The sequence below is a fragment of the Variovorax sp. Soil_C_26 genome (genome assembly GCF_057657075.1).
The window spans coordinates 36079-56547 of sequence record NZ_JBDGJC010000017.1 but is presented as its reverse complement, the minus strand read 5'-3'; the positions used below and the strand labels follow the sequence as shown (position 1 = coordinate 56547).

Genomic DNA, 20469 nt, shown 5'->3' with positions numbered 1-20469 from the left:
TCCAATGAAAAATGCCCTCCAGACAACGCCTGGAGGGCACTTCTCGCGGACTCAACGCCGACTATTTACACAGACTGACAGGGGCCGGCTTTTTCTTGTGCGCTCCTCGCGGAGCGTCGGAGGTCAGCGCATCAGGCCACCGCCAGGGCGGCCGGGCGCGCGAGGCGCAGCGCATGCATCCAGGCACGGCGCAGCACTGCCGGCGAACGCGATTCCTCGGGAATCAGCAGAAAGCCGCGGTCGCGCAGCGACGTGCCCAGCGCGATCTGGCTCGTCAGCACGGTGAGCGGGATCGCCAGCAGCAGCGGCAGGCCGACCGGCATGAGCCACAGCAGCGCGCTCGCATCGATCATCGCGACACCGAGGGCCAGCGCGCCGACCACCAGGCTCATCGGGGCGAGCTGCGACGCGGCGATCTTCCACGGCACGGCAGCGGCTTCGCGCGGGGGCGACTTCCAGTCGAGCTTGATGCCGGTGAGGGCGACCACCACGAACAGCGAGTGGGCCAGCATGCGCACCGGCGCCTGCACGATCGCCAGCGCGCTCTCGAGCACCGAGCTCTTCACCAGGCCCCAGACGCCGCCGTACTGGCGCTGCTCCTTGCGCATCAGCACCGCAATGATGCCCAGCAGGCGCGGCAGGAACAGCAGGCACAGGGTCCAGACCCAGAGGCCGGCCAGTTCCGCCGGCAGCACGCTCCAGCTCGAGATCAGGCTCGAGCCGTTGAGCCACAGTGCGGTGCCGAGCGTCAGGAATGCGAGCCACAGCGGTGCCGAGGCGTAGGCCATGGTGCCGGTCACGAACATGGCGCGGTGCACCGGGTGAATGCCGGGTTCGGCCATCAGGCGGGCGTTCTGCAGGTTGCCCTGGCACCAGCGGCGGTCGCGCTGCAGTTCGGCCAGCAGGTCCGGCGGTTGCTGCTCGTAGCTGCCGACGAGGTCCGCGCAGAGCCACACGTTGTAGCCGGCTCGGCGCATCAGCGCGGCCTCGACGAAGTCGTGCGACATGATGCCGCCCGACATGCCGCCGGTGCCCTTGATCGGCGCGAGCGCGCAGTGCTTCATGAAGGGCTCGACGCGGATGATCGCGTTGTGGCCCCAGTAATGCGATTCGCCCAGTTGCCAGAACTGCATGCCCAGCGTGAACAGGCGGCCCGTCACGCGGGAAGCGAATTGCTGTGCGCGGGCATGCAGCGTCACGTGGCCGATGGCCTGCGTGGCGGTCTGGATGATGCCGGCGTTCGGGTTGGCTTCCATCAGCTTGACCATCGAGGCCAGGCAGTCGCCGCTCATCACGGAGTCGGCGTCGAGCACCACCATGTAGCGGTAGTCCTTGCCCCAGCGGCGGCAGAAGTCGGCGACGTTGCCGGCCTTGCGGTGCGTGCGGCGGGTGCGCAGGCGGTAGTAGACCTCGACCTGGGGCTGGTTGGGGCTTTCGGCGAGCGCGGCGCGCAGGTCTTCCCAGGCGGCGCGCTCGGCGGCGGCGGTCTCGGGGTTGTAGCTGTCGGACAGCACGAACACGTCGAACTGCTGCGCGTGGCCGGTGACTGCGACCGATTCGCAGGTGGCGCGCAGGCCGGCAAACACCGTGGCCACGTCCTCGTTGCAGATCGGCATGATGATCGCGGTGCGCGCCTCTGGATTCATCGGGTGGTCCGCCACCTGCTTGGCCGAGAGCGAATGCTTGTCACCGCGCAGCGAGACGTAGAAGCCCATCAGCGCGGTCACGAAGCCGGTGACGACCCAGCCCGAGAGCAGGCCGTAGAGGCCGATCTGGCCGTATTCGAGCCAGACGTTGTCGTAATCGGGCTGCACGCCGGCGAACAGCGCCGACGCTACCAGGGTGCTCAGCACCGTGAGCAGCATGAAGGCGTTGCGGCGGCGGGCTGCCGCGCGCTGCCAGGGCAGCGTGGCTTCGGCCGGCGCGGCCTTGGCGCGCGCGCCGCCGGCGCCGAGCTTGACCAGCAGGGCGGTGCCCATGCTGTTCCAGAAGCCGCGCCAGGGGCGCGGGGCCATGGAACCGCGGTTCATTGGCGGTGCGGTCACCGAATTGGGATGGCGTTCTTCGCGCACCGGGCTGCGGTGCGAGAAATCGATGTCGGCCAGCACATTCAGTTGGGAGAAGTCGTTCGGCTTCATGTGATTTACCAACGTTGCTTGTCGAGGGAGGAAGAAGAGGTGTCGCCAATGGCAGGAAAGCGCTTGATCACGCAATCCGGTTCAGCGCCCGCCGAGCCCGGGAACGCGGCCGGCGAATGCCCGCCGGCACGGGGCCGGACGGGGGAAAACTGCTTTTGACGCAGGCCGTCGCGCTGCGGACGCAGTGCGAAAGATGGGCTGTGGAGTGCTGTCATGCCAGTACAGGGGCAAACCCTGTGCCAGCTTCGAAAAGCGCTTATGGATCAACGACTTGGCGCGATCCGGAGGCTTTTCGGGGCGCCGCAGGCGCCGCGCGGGGCCGGAAACCCCTCTTTTTGTCGCCGAACCCCGACAAGTGCCGGAGGCGTCTGCACAATATCTTTAAAAATCAACGACTTAGGGTTGTCGCTCGTCGGCGACGGACTCCCCGGGGCCAGCGACAACGTCGGCTTTGAAGTGGCCAGGCGTGAGCTCGTGCTTCTGCAGCAGGCGGTAGAACTCGGTGCGGTTGCGATCGGCCAAGCGGGCGGCATCGGCCACGTTGCCATCGGTCAGCTTGAGCAGCCCGACGAGATAGTCGCGCTCGAAACGCTGCTTGGCCTCGGCATAGGTCTGGACCTCGACCGTGGGCACGCGCAGCGCCCGCTGCACCAGGGCCAGCGAGATCAGCGGCGAACTCGACAGCGCGCAGACCTGCTCGACCACGTTGTAGAGCTGCCGCACGTTGCCGGGCCAGGCCGCAGTGGCGAGCGCCTTGAGCGCCTCGGGCGCGAAGCCCGACAGCCGCTTGCCGTATTTGGTGGAGAGTTTCTGCAGGAAATGGTTGGCCAGGAGCGGAATGTCCTCGCGCCGGGCCGACAGCGGCGGCAGCGTGAGCGTGACCACGTTGAGCCGGTAATACAGGTCTTCGCGGAACTGGCCGGCAAGCATGGCCGCGTCGAGGTCGCGGTGGGTCGCCGAGATGATGCGCACGTCGACCTCGATCGACTGGCTCGCGCCGAGCGGGCGTACGGCGCGCTCCTGCAGCACGCGCAGCAGCTTGACCTGCAGCGCGGGCGGCATGTCCCCGATTTCGTCGAGCAGCAGCGTGCCGCCGTCGGCCTGCTGGAACAGGCCCTTGTGGTTGGCGTGGGCGTCGGTGAAGGCGCCCTTCATGTGGCCGAACAGCTCGGATTCGAGCAGCGCCTCGGGAATGGCGCCGCAGTTGACCGCCACGAAGGGCTTGTCGGCGCGTGCGCTGGCGCGGTGGATGGCGCGTGCCAGCAGCTCCTTGCCGGCGCCGCTGTCGCCGCGCAGCAGCACCGAGGCATCCGACTTGGCGACCATGCGCGCCTCGGCCAGCAGTTCGGACATGCGGTTGCTGCGGCTCACGATCTCGGCGCGCCAGCTCTCGTCGCCCGACCGGGCGGGCGTGCTCGCGGGCGCCCCGAGCGCGAGCGCCTGCGCGATCTTCTCGAGCAGTTCGCGGCCGTCGTAGGGCTTGGTGAGGTAGGTGAAGACGCCGCGCGCGGTGGCCTCGACCGCGTCGGGAATGGTGCCGTGTGCCGTCAGCAGGATCACCGGCAGCGAGGGATGGCGCTTGCGGATCTCGTCGAACAGCTGGAGCCCGTCGCGCCCGGGCAGCCGCACGTCGCTGAGCACCAGCTGCGGATGCTCGATCTCGAGCTGTGTGAGCGCGGTTTCGGCCGAGGTCACGGCCGTGACCTGGTAGCCGGCCGAACTCAGCCGCATCGACAGCAGCCGCAGCATGTCGGGGTCGTCGTCGACCACGAGCAGGCGTGCGCCGGTCGTGCTCATCGCGGGTTGGCCGGCGGCGACAGGGCCGGCGCCGGCGCGGTGTTGGGCCGCGCGAAGCTGCGCTCGATGGCGCGCAGCGCTTCGATGCGGTCGTTGAGCTGGTCGATGCGGCGCTGGCTTTCGCGCACCTGCTGCACCTGCTTCTCGCGGTCGTCTTCGACGCGGCGCTGCTCGATGTAGCGGGCGGCGAGCACGCGCGCGAGCGGGTGCAGCGGCTGCGCTTCGGGCGAGGGGTTGGCGATCACGCGCTGCAGCAGGCCCAGCGCGCGCGCCAGGTCGGCCGGCACGCGCGTCTGCGCGAGCAGCAGCGCGAGCTGCATCTGCGCGGTGGGCGAATCGCCCGGGTCGCCAGCGCGGGCGATCTCGGCATTGAGTTCGTTGCCGCCGAGTGGCCGGACCTTGTCGGCGTAGGCCAGCATGGCCGCGACCGGGCCCTGGGTCATGAGCGTGAAGAGCGATGCCGGCTGCGTGGCGGGCGCCTTGGGCTCGGCTTCGACCGGCATCACGCGCGGCGCCGCGGGCGGCGGCGGCAGGGCCTCGGCCTCGGCGGGCGGCGCAGGCTGCGTCGCGCAGGCGGCCAGCAGCAGGGCGAAAGGCAGCACCACCGCTGCGCGAAGGGGCGAGCTGCGGACGAACGGAAAGGGCATGGATCGGCGAAGAAAGATCAAGACGCGGTGTTTTTCTGAGGAGTGGACGCCAAAAAGGCTCGAGGGGGAAGGCTCAGGCCGTGCGCGGCAGTTCGATGCGAAACCGTGCGCCGGGCCCGCCTGCCTGCAGGGCGATGCGGCCCCCATGGGCAGCAATGTACTCCTGCACGATGGAAAGACCGATGCCCGTGCCCTTGACGGCGTGCTGGGGCTGGCGTTCACCCCTGAAGAACGGCTCGAAAATGCGGTCCCGGTCGCCTTCGGCAATACCCGGGCCAGCGTCGTTGACATCGATGTAGGCTGCGTCGGGCGTGCCCGAGACGGCGATCGTGATGACCCCGCCGCGCGCCGAATACCGGATCGCGTTCGACAGCAGGTTGGCAATCGCCGTGCCCAGCTTGGTGCGGTCCACCGCGAGCGCGATCGGCTCGCCCTCGGCCCGCACGCGCAGGCCGTGGGCCTGCCACTGCAGGCGCTGCGCCTCGATCTGCTCTTCGATCAGCGGCAGCAGTTCGGTGCGCTCGCGGCGCAGCTCCCGGGCCTCGAAGGCGGCCGCATTGAAGCGCAGCAGGGCCTCGATCTGGCCCTGCAGCGCGACGGTGTTCTGGTTCAGGATCTGCGCCACTTCGAGCTGCGCCGGGTTCAAGGGCCCGGTGACACCGTCCTCGAGCAGCGAGACCCCCTCGCGCAGCGCCGCCAGCGGCGTCTTGAGCTCGTGCGACACATGGCGCAGGAAGCGCGCCTTGTCGGCATCGAGCTCGGTCAGCCGCAGCCGCAGCCACTCGAGCTGCTGCGAAAGGCGCCGCACGTCGGCCGGTCCGCGGATGTCGATCGGCTCGTCGAGCCGGTTCTGGCCCAGGCCGACGATCGCGTGCTCGAGCCGCTTGAACGGCCGCGCGAGCCAGATGCCGAAGGCCAGCGCCAGCGATACGGCGAGTACGCTCGCCGCGACCACTTCGCGCATCAGCCGGCGGCGCGCGTTCTCGATGCGCTTGGCCAGCGCGTCGTTCTGCAGCTCGATGAGGAACTGGGCCTGCTGCGCCAGGTTGGTGTTGAGCGAATCGAGTTCGCGAAACTGCATCGCCATGCTGCTCTCGCGCGACAGGGCGCTTTCGGGGTTGCCGCTCATCAGGCTCTGGATCACGCCGAGCTGGGCGCGCCACATCTCGATGCCGGCCGGCGCCAAGCCGTTGCCCGCCATGCGCTCGAGCACCTGGTTGGCCTCGCGCGCGGCGTCGTCGAAGCGGCGGCGCAGCACCGCGTCGTTGAGCACCAGCGATTGGCGCCCGGCGCGCTCCATGGCGGCGCTGCGCTCGGCCAGCGACTGGGCCGCACCCGACAGCCGCAGTGCGCGCGCCGCGGCGTCGCGGCTCTGGGTCATGAGCGCGTCGTACTGGAACACCGAGCGCAGCGCCACGCCCACGAGCAGCGCGGTGATCAGCAGGAAGGCGAAAAGCAGGAGCTGCTGGAACGAGCCCCGTCTCGATGACTGTTTCGCCATCAGACGGGGAGCGCAGCGCCTGCGCTCGAACTCGGCACTGTGGACGATTCGCGCAGGACCACTTCGCCGCGCAGCGTGTAGGCCAGCGAGCGCGTGATGCGCAGATCGACCATCTGGCCGACGAGCCGGCCCGCCAACTGGGGCGGGCCTTCGAAGTTGACCACGCGGTTGCACGCGGTGCGGCCCATCAGTTCGTTCGCGTCCTTGCGCGAGGCGCCCTCGACCAGCACGCGCTGCGTGCTGCCGACCAGCGCATCGCCGAAGCGGCGCACGTTGCCGTCGATCACCTTCTGCAGGGTCTGCAGCCGCGCGAGCTTCACCTCGTGCGGCGTGTCGTCGTGCAGCGCAGCGGCCGGCGTGCCGGGGCGCGGGCTGAAGATGAAGCTGAAGCTGTTGTCGAACTGGCAGTCGTCGATGAGCTTCATCATCTTGTCGAAATCTTCGGCGGTCTCGCCCGGGAAGCCGACGATGAAATCGCTCGACAGCGCGAGCTCGGGGCGGATGGCGCGCAGCTTGCGCACCGTGCTCTTGTATTCCATCGCCGTGTAGCCGCGCTTCATCGCCATCAGGATGCGGTCGCTGCCGTGCTGCACCGGCAGGTGCAGGTGGCTCACGAGCTGCGGCACCTTGGCATACGCCTCGATGAGCCGCGGCGTGAACTCGTTCGGGTGGCTCGTGGTGTAGCGGATGCGCTCGATGCCGGGGATCTCGGCCACGTACTCGAGCAGCAGCGCGAAGTCGGCGATCTCGGCCGTGTCCCCCATGCGGCCGCGGTAGGCATTGACGTTCTGGCCCAGCAGCGTGACCTCGCGCACGCCCTGGTCGGCCAGGCCCGCGATTTCCACCAGTACGTCGTCGAGCGGCCGGTTCACCTCTTCGCCGCGCGTGTAGGGCACCACGCAGTAGCTGCAGTACTTGGAGCAGCCTTCCATGATCGAGACGAAGGCGGTCACGCCCTCCACGCGCGCGGGCGGCAGGTGGTCGAATTTCTCGATCTCGGGAAAGCGGATGTCCACCTGCGGGCGGTCCAGGCGCTCGCGCTCGGCGAGCATCTCGGGCAGGCGGTGCAGCGTCTGCGGCCCGAACACCACGTCGACGTAGGGCGCGCGCGCGATGATGGCCGCGCCCTCCTGGCTCGCGACGCAGCCGCCGACACCGATCTTCACGCCGCGGGCCTTCAGGTGCTTGACGCGGCCGAGGTCGGAGAACACCTTTTCCTGGGCCTTTTCGCGCACCGAACAGGTGTTGAAGAGAATCAGGTCGGCTTCCTCGACGTTCTGCGTCGGCTCGTAGCCTTCGGCGGCATTCAGCACGTCGGCCATCTTGTCCGAGTCGTACTCGTTCATCTGGCAGCCGAAGGTTTTGATAAAGACTTTCTTGCTCATGGGACTTTCCTGGCCCTCCCTGGCGGGAAGGCGGGTGCGGCCCTGCGGTGCGGGCTGCGGCGCACAGCGGGCAGGGCGCCCGCTGGCATTCTTATTGCGTGTTGAGGGTGTCGTTCCTGGCGAACGGCCAGATGTTGAGCAGCGGCTTGTCGAGCGACTCGCGCCGGGCGACGGCTTCGTCGGGCGTCAGGATCCAGACCTCGCGCAGCAGGCCGGCGGCGTCGCGCGTGTAGTTGACGAGGTATTTCTGCCCCGTGATCGCACCCGACATGACGAGCATGTTCTGCGGGCTGCGGATGCGCGCGCCGGGTGCCATGCGGTCGGGCTTGCCATCGAGTTCGACATCGACGCCGTCGACGACCATGAACTTGCCGCGCAGGGTGCCGACCGGGAAGGTCCGCCCGCCGACGAGCGACTCGTTTTGCGTCTGGGGCCGGGGCAGTTCGGACTGGGCTGCCGCGCCGACTGAAAAAAGGCAGGCAACCCCTGTGCAAACTGCTATGAAAGTGAGAGCATTCGTGGGTTTCTTGCAGCGGTTCATGGGGTATATCCAGAGGCTGTGGAGTGGCAATTCTAGCCAGGGGGCCGGGTGCGTCTTTGTTATCGGCAAAGGGGCATTTAGGAGTCTCTTTACTTATCTTTACGGCACTCGTGGACACTTCGGTTCGGCCGCTGCTCCAATAACCGGCTGTCAGCCCAAAGTGCTCAAGAACCCATGAAGAAAAAAATCGTCCTCGCCCTCGCGGGGGTGCTGATCGTCGCTGTCGCGGGATGGTGGTGGGGCGCGTCCGGCGACCGTGCGGCAGCGCAGACTGCCGCGACCTCGGCGCCCGGCCAGGGCGCGCCGGCTGCGCTCGTGACGCTGGCCACCGCCGAGCGGCAGGATGTGCCGGTCACGGTGCAGGTGAATGGCAGCGTGGTCTCGCTCAACAGCGTCGACCTGCGCCCGCAGGTGACCAACACGGTGCGCGCGGTGCACGTGAAGGAAGGCCAGTTCGTCAAGGCAGGGCAACTGCTCTTCACGCTCGACGACCGCGCCGACCAGGCCAATATTGCGCGCGCCCGCGCCCAGCAGAAGCGCGACGAAGCCACGCTGGCCGACCTCGAACGCCAGTACCGCCGCAGCCAGGAGCTGCTGGCGCAGAACTTCATCTCCAAAAGCGCGGTGGACGCCACGCTCTCGCAGCTCGAGGCGCAACGCGCCGCGGTCGCGGCCGACCGCGCGGCCGTGCAGTCGGCGCAGGTGGCGCTCGACTACGCCACGCTGCGCGCGCCGATCGCCGGGCGCATCGGCGCCATCAACATCTACCCGGGCACGCTGGTGCAGCCCACGCTGTCGCTTGTCACGATCACGCAGCTCGACCCGATCGCGGTGAGCTTCCCGGTGCCCGAGGCCAACCTGCAGGACCTGCTCGCGGCGGCGCGCAGTGGTGCCCGCATCGAGGCGCTGGTGCCCGGCCGCAAGGAGCCGCTGAACGGTGTGCTGAACTTCGTCGACAACGCGGTCGATCCGCAGATCGGCACCGTGCGTGCCAAGGCCGAGTTCGCCAATGCCGACCAGGCGCTCTGGCCCGGCCAGTTCGTCGCCACCCGCGTCACGGTGCGCACGCTCGCCGGCGTGACGGTGGTGCCGGCGGCGGCGCTCGTGATGCTGCCCGAGGGCGCCACGCTCTACGTGGTCGACCAGGCGGCCGGCACCGCCACGCGCCGCAAGGTGCAGGTGCTGCACACCTTCGGCACCAAGGCCGCGGTCAGCGGCCTCGAGCCGGGGGAGCGCGTGGTCATCGAGGGCAGCCAGAACGTGCGCCCCGGCGGCAAGGTGCGCATCGACGCCAAGCCCGTGCCGCCCGGCACCACCGGCGTCACGCCCGGCAGCGCGGCCTCGTCGGACACCGCCGTCCCGCGGGAACGCGCATGAACATCTCGGAGCTCTGCATCCGTCGTCCCGCGATGACGGTGCTCCTGTCGGCGGCGGTGGTGGTGGCGGGCATCTTTGCCTACCTCAGCATTCCCGTTGCCGCGCTGCCGAGCTACAACACGCCGGTCATCAACGTCAACGCGCAGCTGCCGGGCGCGAGCCCCGACACCATGGCGTCGTCGGTGGCGCTGCCGCTCGAAAAGCAGTTCTCGACCATTCCGGGCCTGCAGACCATCAGCTCGGTCAACACGCAGGGCGTGAGTTCGATCACGCTGGAGTTCGTGAGCAGCCGCAACATCGACGATGCCGCGGTCGACGTGCAGGCCGCGCTGCTGCGCGCGCAGCGCCAGCTGCCGCAAGAGCTCACGCAGTTGCCGTCGTACCGCAAGGTGAACCCGGCCGATGCACCGGTGCTCTTCATCGCGCTGATCTCGCCGTCGATGAACCCGGCGGAGCTCAACGACTATGCCGAGAACCTGATCGCGCCCACGCTGTCGACCATCGAGGGCGTGGCGCAGGTGGCGGTGTACGGGCGCAAGGCGTTCGCGGTGCGCATCAAGGCCAACGCCGACCTGCTCAACGCGCGCAACATCACGCTCGACGAGCTGGCCCGCGCCGTGAATTCGGCCAACGCCAACACGCCGGTCGGCGTGCTCGACGGGCCGCGCCAGACGCTCACCATCCAGGCCAACCGCCAGCTCACCAAGGCCGAAGACTTCGCCAAGCTCATCATCGGCCAGCGCAACGGCGCGCCGGTGCGGCTCGACGAGGTGGCCACCATCGAGAACAGCTTCGAGTCGGTCAAGACCGCGAGCAGCTTCAATGGCCAGAGCTCCATCACGCTCGCGGTGCAGCGTCAACCCGATGCCAACACCGTACAGGTGGTCGATTCGGTGCGCGCGCTGATCCCGCGCTTCAAGTCGGAGTTGCCGCAGTCGGTCGAACTCAACGTGGTGAACGACCGCTCGCTGTCCATCCGCGAGGCGGTGCATGACGTGCAGCTCACGCTGCTGGGCACCGTCGCGCTGGTGGTGCTGGTGATCTTCCTGTTCCTGCACCGGCTGGTGGCCACGCTGATTCCGGCCGCGACCATCCCGATCTCGCTGATCGGCGCGGTGGCGCTGCTCTACGCCTTCGGCTACAGCCTGGACAACGTGTCGCTTTTGGGCATCACGCTGGCCGTGGGCCTGGTGGTGGACGATGCCATCGTGGTGCTCGAGAACATCATGCGCTACGTCGAGAAAGGCATGGAACCCATGGCCGCCGCGCTACGCGGTGCGCGCGAGGTGGGCTTCACGATCGTCTCGATCTCGATCTCGCTGGTGGCGGTGTTCATCCCGATCTTCTTCATGCCGGGCGTGATCGGCCTGCTGTTCCACGAGTTCGCGGTGGTGGTGGGGCTGGCGGTGCTGGTGTCGGCGGTGGTGTCGCTCACGCTGGTGCCGATGCTCGCGAGCCGGCTGCTCAAGCAGGTGCCGCGCAAGGAGGGGTCGGGCGTCGACCACGAGGAAGAGCATCCGGAGCCGGGCACCGCCATTGGCCGCGGCTTCGAGCGCGGCTACCGCTGGGTGCACGGCACCTACATGCGCACGCTCGACTGGACGCTGGACCACCGCGGCCTGATGCTCGTGGTGGCCGGCGCCACCTTCGTGCTCACCGCCTGGCTGTTCATCTCCATTCCGAAGGGCTTCTTCCCCGAGGAGGACATCGGGCAGATCCAGATCACCACCGAGGCCGCCGAAGACATTTCGTTCACGGCCATGAAGGCGCTGCAGGACCGCGTGGGCGAGGCGCTCCGGGCCGACCCGAGCGTGGACTACGTGAGCTCGTTCGTCGGCGTCGGTGGCCCGACCGCCACCCAGAACGCCGGGCGCATGTTCGCGGTGCTCAAGCCGCGCGGCGAACGCCCCGCGATGCCGGTCGTGCTCGAGTCGCTGCGCCAGCGCTTTCGCGAGATCACGGGCGTGGCGGTCTACATGCAGCCGGTGCAGAACCTGCGCCTGGGCGGCCGCGCGAGCAAGGCGCGCTTCCAGTACACGCTGCAGAGCGTCAATGCCGGCCAGATGCTGCCGTGGGCCACGCGGCTCATGGAGCGCATGCGCGCCGACCCGATGTTCCGCGACGTCACCAGCGATTCGCAGAGCCGTGGCCTGCAGGCCACGCTGGACATCGACCGCGACAAGGCGGGCGTGCTCGGCGTGGCCGTGGGCGACCTGCGCACCGCGCTCTACAACGCCTACGGCGACCGGCAGATCGGCAGCATCTATGCCGCAAGCAACACCTACCAGGTGATTCTTTCGGCCGCCGACAGCGACCGCCAGTTCGAGGACGACGTCGCGCGCCTGTCGGTGCGCAGCACCAGCGGGCAGCTGGTGCCGCTGTCGGCGTTCTCGACCGTGCGGCGCACCGTCGGCCCGACCTCGGTCAACCACCAGGGCCAATTGCAGGCGGTGACGGTGTCGTTCAACCTCGCGCCCGACGTGCCGCTCGGCAACGCGACCGCCCGGATCGCCCAGTTCAAGGACGAGCTGGACATGCCGCCCTCGATCATCACCACCTACGGTGGCGACGCGGCGGTGTTCCAGAGCTCGCAGTCGAGCCAGGCCGTGCTGCTGGTGCTGGCCGTGCTGGTGATCTACGTGTTGCTGGGCGTGCTGTACGAGAGCTACATCCACCCGCTCACCATCCTCGCGGGGCTGCCCTCGGCGGCGATCGGTGCGCTGATCTCGCTGAAGATCTTCGGCTTCGACCTCACGCTGATCGCGACCATTGGCATCCTGCTGTTGATCGGCATCGTGAAGAAGAACGCGATCATGATGATCGACTTCGCGCTCGATGCGCAGCGCACCGAGGGCATGAAGCCGGTCGATGCGATCCGCGAGGCCTGCCGGCTGCGCTTCCGCCCGATCCTCATGACCACGCTGGCCGCGCTGATGGGCGCGCTGCCGCTCGCCCTGGGCCTGGGTGCCGGCGCCGAACTGCGCCAGCCGCTCGGCGTGGCGGTGGTCGGCGGGCTGATTTTCTCGCAGGTGATCACGCTCTACATCACGCCCGCGATCTACCTCGCGCTCGACCGCTACAGCGGCACGGGGCCGATGATCGACCTGCCGAAGGAAGCGCAGGCCGAGGTGTCGCAGCACTCGCACGCCTGAGCCGGCAGGGCGCACTCAGGTCGTCGTCTCGTCCAGTGCGTCGCCCACGAGGTGCGCCGTGTCGCTCCAGCCGACGAGGCTGAAACCCTCGGGCGTCCACAGCATGCGGTTGATGGCCGCATTGCCAAGCTGCCAGGTGCGCGGCGCCTGCAGTTCCTGGCGCGTGGCGGCGCGGTAGAGCACGTCCATCACGCCGCCGTGCGCCACCAGCGCCACGAGCTGGCCCGGATGGCGCGCCGCCAACTGCGCGGCGATGCGCGTGATCCGTTCCCGGAACACCAGCAGGCTTTCGCCGCCCTCGGGCTCGAATTCGGGGTCGCGTTGGCGCCAGCGCCGGGCCTGCTCGGGCAGCGTGGCCTCGATCTCGGCGAAGCTCATGCCTTCGAAGCGGCCGAACGCGCGTTCGCGCAGGCCCGGCTCGGGCTGCACGGTCAGCCCGTGCGGCTTGGCGATCTCTTCGGCGGTCTGCCAGGCGCGCGACAGGTCGCTCGCATAGATCGCGCCGATCTCCTCGTGGGCCAGGGCGTGGCCGACACGGCGCGCCTGCCACAGGCCCGTGGCGTTGAGCCCGATGTCGAGCTGGCCCTGGATGCGCGTGTCGACGTTCCAGGCGGTTTCGCCATGGCGAACGGCAATCAGTCGGGTGGTGTCTTCCATCGGGCCGGATTCTAGAAGCCGCTCAAGGCTTCTTCGCCGGCGCGAGCTCAATGTTCACGCGGCGCTCGCCGGGCGGCGGGTTCGGAAAGCCCTGCAGCGCCGCATCGAACATCACGGGAAGGATCGTGGCGCTGCGGTTGTAGGGGCCGTCGTTGCGTGCACGGGTCTCGTAGACGACGCGGTTGGTGCCGGCCTCGCGCAGCACGATGCTCACCTCGCGCTCGTACCAGGGATTGGCGGGCGGCGTGAAGGCTGGGCCGCCATACCAGCCACCGCCGTACCAGCCGCGTGCATGGCCCGGGTAGCCGTAGCCATAGCCCCAGGGCCCGTCGAAGAACCACGGGTCGGCCCAGGGCGAGAGCCCCGCCGTGACGCGCGCCGAGATCTGCGCGCTGTAGCTCGGGCGCTCGTCGTCGCGGCGCAGCCCGACCTTGGCGAGCGCCGCGGCCGCCATGGCTTCGAGCGATGCCTGCCGTTCGGAATCGGCCTGCTGCGATGGCAGGCGCTCGAAACGGTAGCCGGCGCCGGGCGGCACCGTGCCGCCGAGGGACGAAAAACTCTTCACGTCGCTGTCGACCACCCAGCGGGTGGCGCAGCCGCTCAGCACTGCAATCAGAAAAAGAGCGAGGAACGCACGTTTCATGGAGGGTCTCCGGGCCCGCTGGCCCCAAATTCCCCTGGGTTGCCGCCTCAGCCCTGCGCGATGCGCAAGGCCGCCGGTGCCTGGGAGAGCGAGTCGAAAGAGGGCGGATCGAAGGCCTTGTCGCCGTCATCGTCCGCCACGCCGGTCGCCTTCAGACCCTTGAAGTCGTGCAGCGTTCCGTCGAGCAGGTGCGAAGGCACCACGTGCTGCATCGCGTTGAACATGTTCTCGACGCGGCCGGGGAACTTGCGGTCCCATTCGCGCAGCATCTCGCCGACCTGCTTGCGCTGCAGGTTCTCCTGGCTGCCGCAGAGCGTGCACGGAATGATCGGGAACGCGCAGTGCTGGGCCCAGCGCACCAGGTCCTTCTCGGCCACGTAGGCGAGCGGCCGGATCACGATGTGCCGGCCGTCGTCGCTCACGAGCTTGGGCGGCATGCTCTTGAGCTTGCCGGCGAAGAACATGTTGAGGAAGAAGGTCTGCAGCATGTCGTCGCGGTGGTGACCCAGCGCGACCTTGGTGGCGCCCAGCTCGTCGGCCACGCGATACAGGATGCCGCGGCGCAGCCGGCTGCAGAGGCCGCAGGTGGTCTTGCCCTCGGGGATCACGCGCTTGACGATGCTGTAGGTGTCCTGGTTCTCGATGTGGAAGTCGACACCGAGCTCGCTAAGGTAGCGCGGCAGCACTTCCTCGGGAAACCCGGGCTGCTTCTGGTCGAGGTTGACGGCGACGATGTCGAAGTGGATCGGCGCGCGCGCCTTGAGCTTCAGCAGGATGTCGAGCAGGGCGTAGCTGTCCTTGCCGCCCGAGACGCACACCATCACCTTGTCGCCTTCCTCGATCATGTTGTAGTCGACGATGGCGCGGCCCACCTCGCGGCACAGGCGCTTCTCGAGCTTGTGCGTCTCGCGCTCGATCTTCAGGGAGTTGGCAGGGGCGGCACCGGCGTCGGCGGGCGCTTCGTCGATCCAGACGGCGTTCATGGCTGGCTACTTCGGGGGTCGGGGAAGGGCCCCGATTGTCCCCGATCCCCATCTCGCATGCCGCGCGGCGCGGCAATCCCGGCTCAGTCGGGCGGGAACGCGCTGCGCATCGCCTCCACGAAGAGGCGCAGCCGCGCGGGATAGAAGCGCGCATACGGATAGGCCAGGTAGACCGGCGCCGACATGGCGCGCCACTCAGGCACCAGGTGCACGAGCCGCCCCGCGGCGATGTCGTCGGTCAGCATCCAGGCCGAGGCCACGCCCGCACCCAGGCCGAGCACCGCCGCGCTGCGCAGGGCGTAGAGGCTGTCGGTCAGCAGGCGCGGGCGGATCGGCACCCGCGCCGTCTCGCCCGTGCGCTCGTGCGTCAGCACGACCTCGGTGCGGTAGAAGTTGCGCGCGGCCAGCCACGGCAGCGCCGCGAGTTCGCGCGGGTGGGCCGGCACCGGCGCTGCCGCCGCGCCTTCAACGCCTTCGAAGAGCGCCGGCGCGGCCACAGCGATGCGCGGCACCTGCGACAGCCGGATAGCCACCAGCGCCGGGTCCGTCACCTCGCCGACGCGGATCGCGCAGTCCACGCCCTCGGCGATGAAATCGGGCGTGCTGTCCTGCGGGCTGTCGTGCAGCAGCCACTCGACGGTCACTTTCGGATGCCGGTGCAGGTAGGCCGCGAGCGGCCCGACCAGCAACTGCTGGCCGAACGCATGCGGCGCCACCACGCGCAACCGGCCTTCGGGCTGGTCGCCGGCACCGCGCAGATCGGCCTCGAAGGCGCTCCAACCGAGGATCAGGTCCTTGGCGCGGTCGAAGCAGCGCTCGCCGTCTTCGGTGAGCTTCATCGCATGGGTCGAGCGTTGCAGCAGCCGCACCCCCAGCGAGCGCTCGAGCGCCTGCAGGCGGCGGCTCACGGTCGGTTGGGTGGTTCCCATCTGCAGGGCCGCGGCCGAGAGGCTGCCAGCCTCGACGATGCGAACGAAGGTCTGCATCAACTCGATCCGGTCGACAGGGCCGGGCACCGCATGCGCCGGCGTACCACTCAGAAGACGTTTGCTCATACGCAAAGCGTATATCAGTTCTGCGCCGCGGGCGGCTACCCGCAGCGGGCATTGGGCTTCACACTCCGTCCATGCTTCGAAAACCAAGGGTAAATACCATGTCTCCTATTCAACCTTCGCATGATCAGCTCCCGAGGTCGCTGATCCTGCTGCTGGCGGCCAGCGCTGGCCTCGGGGTGGCGGCGCTCTACTACAGCCAGCCCATGCTTGGCGTGCTCGGGGCCGACATCGGCGCGCCGGCGCGCACGGTCGGCTTCGTGCCGACGCTCACGCAACTCGGCTATGCGCTCGGCATCCTGCTGCTGGCGCCGCTCGGCGACCGCTTCGACCGCCGCCGCCTTATCCTGGCCAAGGCCGCGGTGCTGGTGCTCGCGCTGCTCGGCGCGGCGTTCTCGCCGTCGATCGTGCCACTCCTGGCCGCCAGCCTCGTGATCGGCCTCACCGCCACGCTGGCGCAGGACGTGGTGCCGGCCGCCGCCACGCTGGCGCCCGAGGCGCACCGCGGCCGCATCGTGGGCACGGTGATGACGGGGTTGCTGCTGGGCATCCTGCTGTCGCGCGTGCTCAGCGGTTTCGTGGCCGAGCACTTCGGCTGGCGCGCGATGTTCGTGGCGGCGGCCGCCAGCATCGCGCTGGTCGGCATCGCCGTGGCCCGCGGCCTGCCGCACTTGCGCCCGACCACGCAGCTGGGCTACGGCGCGTTGCTGGGTTCGCTCGCCAGGCTGTGGCAGCGCCATGGCGCGCTGCGCCGCGCCACCTTCGCGCAGGCGCTGCTCTCGGTGGGCTTCAGCGCCTTCTGGTCGACGCTGGCCGTGATGCTGCACGGCGCGCCGTTCCACCTCGGCAGCGCGGCGGCCGGCGCCTTCGGGCTGGCCGGTGCCGCGGGCGCGCTGGCGGCACCGCTGGCCGGGCGCCTGGCAGATCGCCGCGGTCCCGAGCTGGTGATCCGCATCGGCGCCGCGCTCGTGGCCGTGTCCTTCGCGGCCATGCTGTTCGCGCCGCTGATGGCGCCCGCGGCGCGGCTCGGCTTGATTGTGGCCAGCGCCATCGGCTTCGACTTCGGGCTGCAGGCCGCGCTGATTGCGCACCAGACCGTGGTCTACGGCATCGATCCCGCGGCGCGCGGCCGGCTCAATGCGGTGTTCTTCACGGGCGTGTTCATCGGCATGGCGGCGGGCTCCGCACTCGGCGCGCTGGTGCTCGCGCAGTGGGGCTGGCCGGCGGTGGCGCTGCTCGGCGTGCTGTCGGGGCTCGGTGCGCTCGCGGTGCGGTTGTGGCCCGCGGGTGGCAGGGGTGCAGCGGCCTGCGGCTCGGCCGCCTGAAAAAGGAAGACGCCGCTCAGCGCGTTTGGCCGTTCACCACTCGCCGGATTCCATGCGGATCGCGACTTCGCAGTCGTCGAAGATCTCGAGCTTGGCGATCTTCACGCGCACACCCTGCACCCCGGGCAGCTGCAGCAGGCGCTGCACCAGCTTGCCGATCAGGCTCTCGAGCAGGTTGACGTGCTCGGCGGTGCACTCGTCGATGATGATGCGGCGCACCTTGCGGTAGTCGAGCACGTGAAAGATGTCGTCGTCCTGCGGCAGCAGCGGCTGGGCACCGAGGTTGAGCTCGGCATCGACCTGGATCGGCTGCGGCGCCGCCTTCTCCTGGTCGAGGATGCCGAGGTTGGCGTCGAAGCGCAGGCCCTGTAGCGTGAGGGTCTGGCGGCCCAGCGGGGAAGGGGACGGGGGCGGTGGCGTGGGGTTGGACATGGTGGGTGCCTCGTGCCTTCTTCTTGTCTTCTCACATGAGCGAGAAATCGCGCTCGAATTTCATCAGGTGTTGGCCGCCGTCGACCAGCAGAGTGGTGCCGGTGATCGAGCGATTCTCGAGCGCGAACTTCACGGCCGCGACCACGTCTTCGGGCGTCGAGGAGCGCCCGAGCGGCGACAGCTTGTGCAACTGCGCGAACTTCGCGTCGTCGAGCATGTGGCTCGGCAGCGTGAGCCCCGGCGCGACGCCCACCACGCGCACATGCGGCGCGAGCGCCTGGGCCAGCATCGGCGTCGCGGCCTCGAGGGCCGCCTTCGAGAGCGTGTAGCTCAGGAAATCGGGGTTCGGGTTCCAGAGCTTCTGGTCGAGCATGTGCACCACCGCGCCCTGGGTGCCACGCGCCGCGACATGCTCGTGCAGCGCCTGCGCCAGCAGGATCGCCGCGCCCGTGTTGCTGCGGGCATGGCGCTCCATGAGCGCGTAGCCGAAGGTGGCGGCCGCGTCGTGCTCGAACAGGGCGGCGCTGTGCACCACGGCGTCGACACCGCGGAAGCGCGCGACCACGCGGGGCAGGAGCGCGCGCGTGGCCTGCTCGTCCTCGAGCTCGGCCGCGAACAGGGCCGAGTCGCCCGAAAGCGCGGCGCAGTCGGCCACCGTGCGCTCGGCCTCGGCGCGCGAGTGGCGATAGTGCACCGCGACCTGCCAGCCGCCGGCGGCGAGCGCCAGCGCGATCTCACGACCCAGCCTGCGGCCTGCGCCCGTGACGAGAACGGTGCGGCGGTCGGCGGAGGGCGTTGCGGGGCTCATGCGGGGAAGCGACGAAGGAAGAGGGCGAGTAAGAGGGTGGAGAATGGCGCCGTGACGACGACGACATCCCCCGGCAGTTTACCCATCGCCCTCGACCATCTCATCGCGCGTTCGGTCGAACGCGCGGGCGGCTGGATCGGGTTCGACCGCTTCATGGCGCTGGCGCTCTACGCGCCCGGCCTCGGCTATTACGCCAACACGCTCGCCAAGTTCGGCCACATGCCGGCCTCGGGCAGCGACTTCGTGACGGCCCCCGAACTGACGCCGATGTTCGGCGCGACGCTCGCGGTGCAGGTGGCCGAGGCGCTCGAGCGCACGGGCACCGACACCGTCTGGGAATTCGGCGCCGGCTCGGGGGCGCTCGCGGTGCAGCTGCTGCATGCGCTCGATGGCTTGGGCCGCGGCGACGTGCGCTATCGCATCGTCGACCTGTCGGGCACGCTGCGCGAGCGGCAGCAGCAGGCGCTCGCGGGCCATGCGGGGCAGGTCGAGTGGCTCGACGCGCTGCCCGACTCCATGCAAGGTGTGGTGGTCGGCAACGAGGTGCTCGATGCGATGCCGGTGCAACTGCTCGCGCGCGTGGGAGGCCAGTGGTTCGAGCGTGGCGTGGTGCGCCAGGCCGGCAACGAGGGCTGGGCCTGGGCCGATCGCGAGACGCCGCTGCGTCCGCCCGTCGAGGTCGAGGGCGCGCACGACTATCTGACCGAGGTCCATCCGCAGGCGCGGGCCTTCATCGCCACGCTCGCCGACCGGCTCGAAAAAGGCGCGGCATTCTTCATCGACTACGGCTTTCCCGAGCACGAGTACTACCACCCGCAGCGCCACATGGGCACCGTGATGTGCCACCGCGCGCATCAGGTCGACGGCGATCCGTTGTCCGACGTGGGCCAGAAGGACATCACGGCCCACGTCGACTTCACCGGCATCGCGCTGGCGGGGCAGGACGCGGGGCTCGAGGTGCTGGGCTACACGAGCCAGGCACGCTTTCTGCTGAACTGCGGCCTGCTTGCGCGCATGGAGGCCGGCTCGGTGGCCGAGCGCGCAATGGCGGCGCGGCTCGTGCATGAGCATGAGATGGGCGAGCTGTTCAAGGTGATCGGGTTTGCTGCGGGCGGGGCCTGGGATGCGGTTGGGTTCGCGGAAGGCGACCGCAGCCACAAGCTCTGAGCGGCTGGGCCCCGCCTCGAACGGCCCCGGCTCGGGTCTAATCGCATTTTTGGCCCGCGCAAAGTTCCTGCCCCATGAGCCCTTCCACGCCCGATCTCCTGTCGATCGCCCATGCCCTGGCCGATGCCGCCGCGGCACAGTCGATGCCGTATTTCCGCACGCCGCTCGACATCATCACCAAGGCCGACGAGAGCCCCGTGACGCTCGCCGACCGCGCGGCCGAGACGGCGATGCGCGAGATCCTGCTGGCGCGGGCTGCGGCCGACGGCATCTTCGGCGAGGAACACGGCCAGGAGCGGCTCGACGCCGAGCGCATCTGGGTGCTCGACCCCATCGACGGTACGCGCAGCTTCATCACCGGATCGCCGCTCTGGGGCACGCTGATCGGCGTGCTGCAAGGCGACCGCGTGGTGCTCGGCATGGTCGACATGCCGGTGCTCGCGGAGCGCTGGATCGGCCAGGCCGGCCAGGGTGCCACGCGCAATGGGGATCCGGTGCGCGCAAGCGGCTGCACCGAGCTGGCCCGGGCGCGCATCGTGACCACATCGCCCGACATCTTTGCGCCGGCCGACTGGCAGGCTTTCGACCGGCTGAGCCGCCAGTGCGCGATGCGCCGTTTCGGCGGTGACTGCTACGGCTATGCCCAGCTCGCGGGCGGCACCATCGACCTCGTGGTCGAGACCGGCCTGCAGCCCTACGACTACCTCGGCCCCGCAGGCCTGATCGAGGCCGCAGGCGGGATCGTCACCGACTGGGAAGGCCGTCCGCTGGGGCTCACGCCCGACTGCCGCGTGATCGCCGCGGCCACGCCCGAACTCCACCGGCAAGCCCTGGCCGTTCTGGCGGGCCTGGCGGCCTAGACTG

At 69.3% G+C, this 20469-nt stretch carries 17 protein-coding genes; 5 read left to right on the top strand and 12 right to left on the bottom strand.

The genetic code is table 11. From position 1 onward, the window contains the following. Window positions 1-131: 131 nt before the first annotated feature. The 6 genes from mdoH to AC3A6G_RS26350 all read right to left on the bottom strand — a co-directional run bounded on the left by mdoH (window position 132) and on the right by AC3A6G_RS26350 (window position 8009). Complete coding sequence (gene mdoH, locus AC3A6G_RS26375) at window positions 132-2138, bottom strand: glucans biosynthesis glucosyltransferase MdoH (protein WP_487874995.1); 2007 nt, start codon at window positions 2136-2138, stop codon at window positions 132-134. Window positions 2139-2534: 396 nt separating this feature from the next. After that, a complete protein-coding gene (locus AC3A6G_RS26370; RefSeq protein ID WP_487862832.1) occupies window positions 2535-3935 on the bottom strand; it encodes a sigma 54-interacting transcriptional regulator in 1401 nt (466 codons plus the stop codon). Then, window positions 3932-4582 carry a hypothetical protein gene (locus tag AC3A6G_RS26365; RefSeq protein ID WP_487874994.1) on the bottom strand — a complete coding sequence of 217 codons (651 nt, stop codon included), beginning with the start codon at window positions 4580-4582 and terminating at the stop codon, window positions 3932-3934. Before AC3A6G_RS26365 ends, AC3A6G_RS26370 begins: the two co-directional genes overlap by 4 nt. 73 nt (window positions 4583-4655) lie before the next feature. After that, window positions 4656-6083, bottom strand: a complete 1428-nt coding sequence (locus tag AC3A6G_RS26360; protein ID WP_487862834.1) for a sensor histidine kinase — start codon at window positions 6081-6083, stop codon at window positions 4656-4658. After that, the gene (gene miaB, locus AC3A6G_RS26355) at window positions 6083-7468 is read right to left on the bottom strand and encodes a tRNA (N6-isopentenyl adenosine(37)-C2)-methylthiotransferase MiaB (RefSeq protein ID WP_487874993.1); all 1386 of its coding nucleotides are present in this window, start codon (window positions 7466-7468) and stop codon (window positions 6083-6085) included. Before miaB ends, AC3A6G_RS26360 begins: the two co-directional genes overlap by 1 nt. Before the next feature lie 91 nt (window positions 7469-7559). Further along, a complete protein-coding gene (locus AC3A6G_RS26350) occupies window positions 7560-8009 on the bottom strand; it encodes a hypothetical protein (protein WP_487862836.1) in 450 nt (149 codons plus the stop codon). A gap of 174 nt (window positions 8010-8183) precedes the next feature. Here AC3A6G_RS26350 and AC3A6G_RS26345 point away from each other — a divergent pair, with 174 nt between their 5' ends. Next, entirely contained in the window at window positions 8184-9386 is a 1203-nt protein-coding gene (locus AC3A6G_RS26345; protein ID WP_487862837.1) for an efflux RND transporter periplasmic adaptor subunit, read from the top strand. Further along, window positions 9383-12538, top strand: a complete 3156-nt coding sequence (locus AC3A6G_RS26340) for an efflux RND transporter permease subunit (protein WP_487862838.1) — start codon at window positions 9383-9385, stop codon at window positions 12536-12538. Before AC3A6G_RS26345 ends, AC3A6G_RS26340 begins: the two co-directional genes overlap by 4 nt. A gap of 15 nt (window positions 12539-12553) precedes the next feature. Here the strand turns inward: AC3A6G_RS26340 and AC3A6G_RS26335 are convergent, their stop codons facing one another. The 4 genes from AC3A6G_RS26335 to AC3A6G_RS26320 form a co-directional block, all read right to left on the bottom strand. Next, window positions 12554-13195, bottom strand: coding sequence for a histidine phosphatase family protein (locus AC3A6G_RS26335; RefSeq protein WP_487874992.1), 642 nt, complete (start codon window positions 13193-13195; stop codon window positions 12554-12556). A gap of 22 nt (window positions 13196-13217) precedes the next feature. Further along, window positions 13218-13838 carry a DUF4136 domain-containing protein gene (locus AC3A6G_RS26330; RefSeq protein WP_487862840.1) on the bottom strand — a complete coding sequence of 207 codons (621 nt, stop codon included), beginning with the start codon at window positions 13836-13838 and terminating at the stop codon, window positions 13218-13220. Window positions 13839-13885: 47 nt separating this feature from the next. Next, window positions 13886-14821, bottom strand: coding sequence for a tRNA 2-thiocytidine(32) synthetase TtcA (ttcA, locus tag AC3A6G_RS26325; RefSeq protein WP_487874991.1), 936 nt, complete (start codon window positions 14819-14821; stop codon window positions 13886-13888). 83 nt (window positions 14822-14904) lie between these two features. After that, a complete protein-coding gene (locus AC3A6G_RS26320; RefSeq protein ID WP_487862842.1) occupies window positions 14905-15876 on the bottom strand; it encodes a LysR family transcriptional regulator in 972 nt (323 codons plus the stop codon). A gap of 98 nt (window positions 15877-15974) precedes the next feature. Here AC3A6G_RS26320 and AC3A6G_RS26315 point away from each other — a divergent pair, with 98 nt between their 5' ends. Then, complete coding sequence (locus AC3A6G_RS26315) at window positions 15975-17198, top strand: MFS transporter (RefSeq protein ID WP_487862843.1); 1224 nt, start codon at window positions 15975-15977, stop codon at window positions 17196-17198. Window positions 17199-17231: 33 nt separating this feature from the next. Here the strand turns inward: AC3A6G_RS26315 and AC3A6G_RS26310 are convergent, their stop codons facing one another. Together AC3A6G_RS26310 and AC3A6G_RS26305 are read right to left on the bottom strand one after the other, a co-directional pair. Next, complete coding sequence (locus AC3A6G_RS26310; RefSeq protein WP_487874990.1) at window positions 17232-17630, bottom strand: dihydroneopterin aldolase; 399 nt, start codon at window positions 17628-17630, stop codon at window positions 17232-17234. A 31-nt stretch (window positions 17631-17661) separates the two neighbouring features. Then, entirely contained in the window at window positions 17662-18438 is a 777-nt protein-coding gene (locus AC3A6G_RS26305; RefSeq protein WP_487862845.1) for an SDR family oxidoreductase, read from the bottom strand. A gap of 51 nt (window positions 18439-18489) precedes the next feature. Between AC3A6G_RS26305 and AC3A6G_RS26300 the strand changes: the two genes are divergently transcribed. Both AC3A6G_RS26300 and hisN read left to right on the top strand, forming a co-directional pair. Next, entirely contained in the window at window positions 18490-19605 is a 1116-nt protein-coding gene (locus AC3A6G_RS26300; RefSeq protein WP_487874989.1) for a class I SAM-dependent methyltransferase, read from the top strand. Window positions 19606-19679: 74 nt separating this feature from the next. Further along, window positions 19680-20465, top strand: a complete 786-nt coding sequence (gene hisN, locus AC3A6G_RS26295) for a histidinol-phosphatase (RefSeq protein WP_487874988.1) — start codon at window positions 19680-19682, stop codon at window positions 20463-20465. Window positions 20466-20469: the final 4 nt, after the last annotated feature.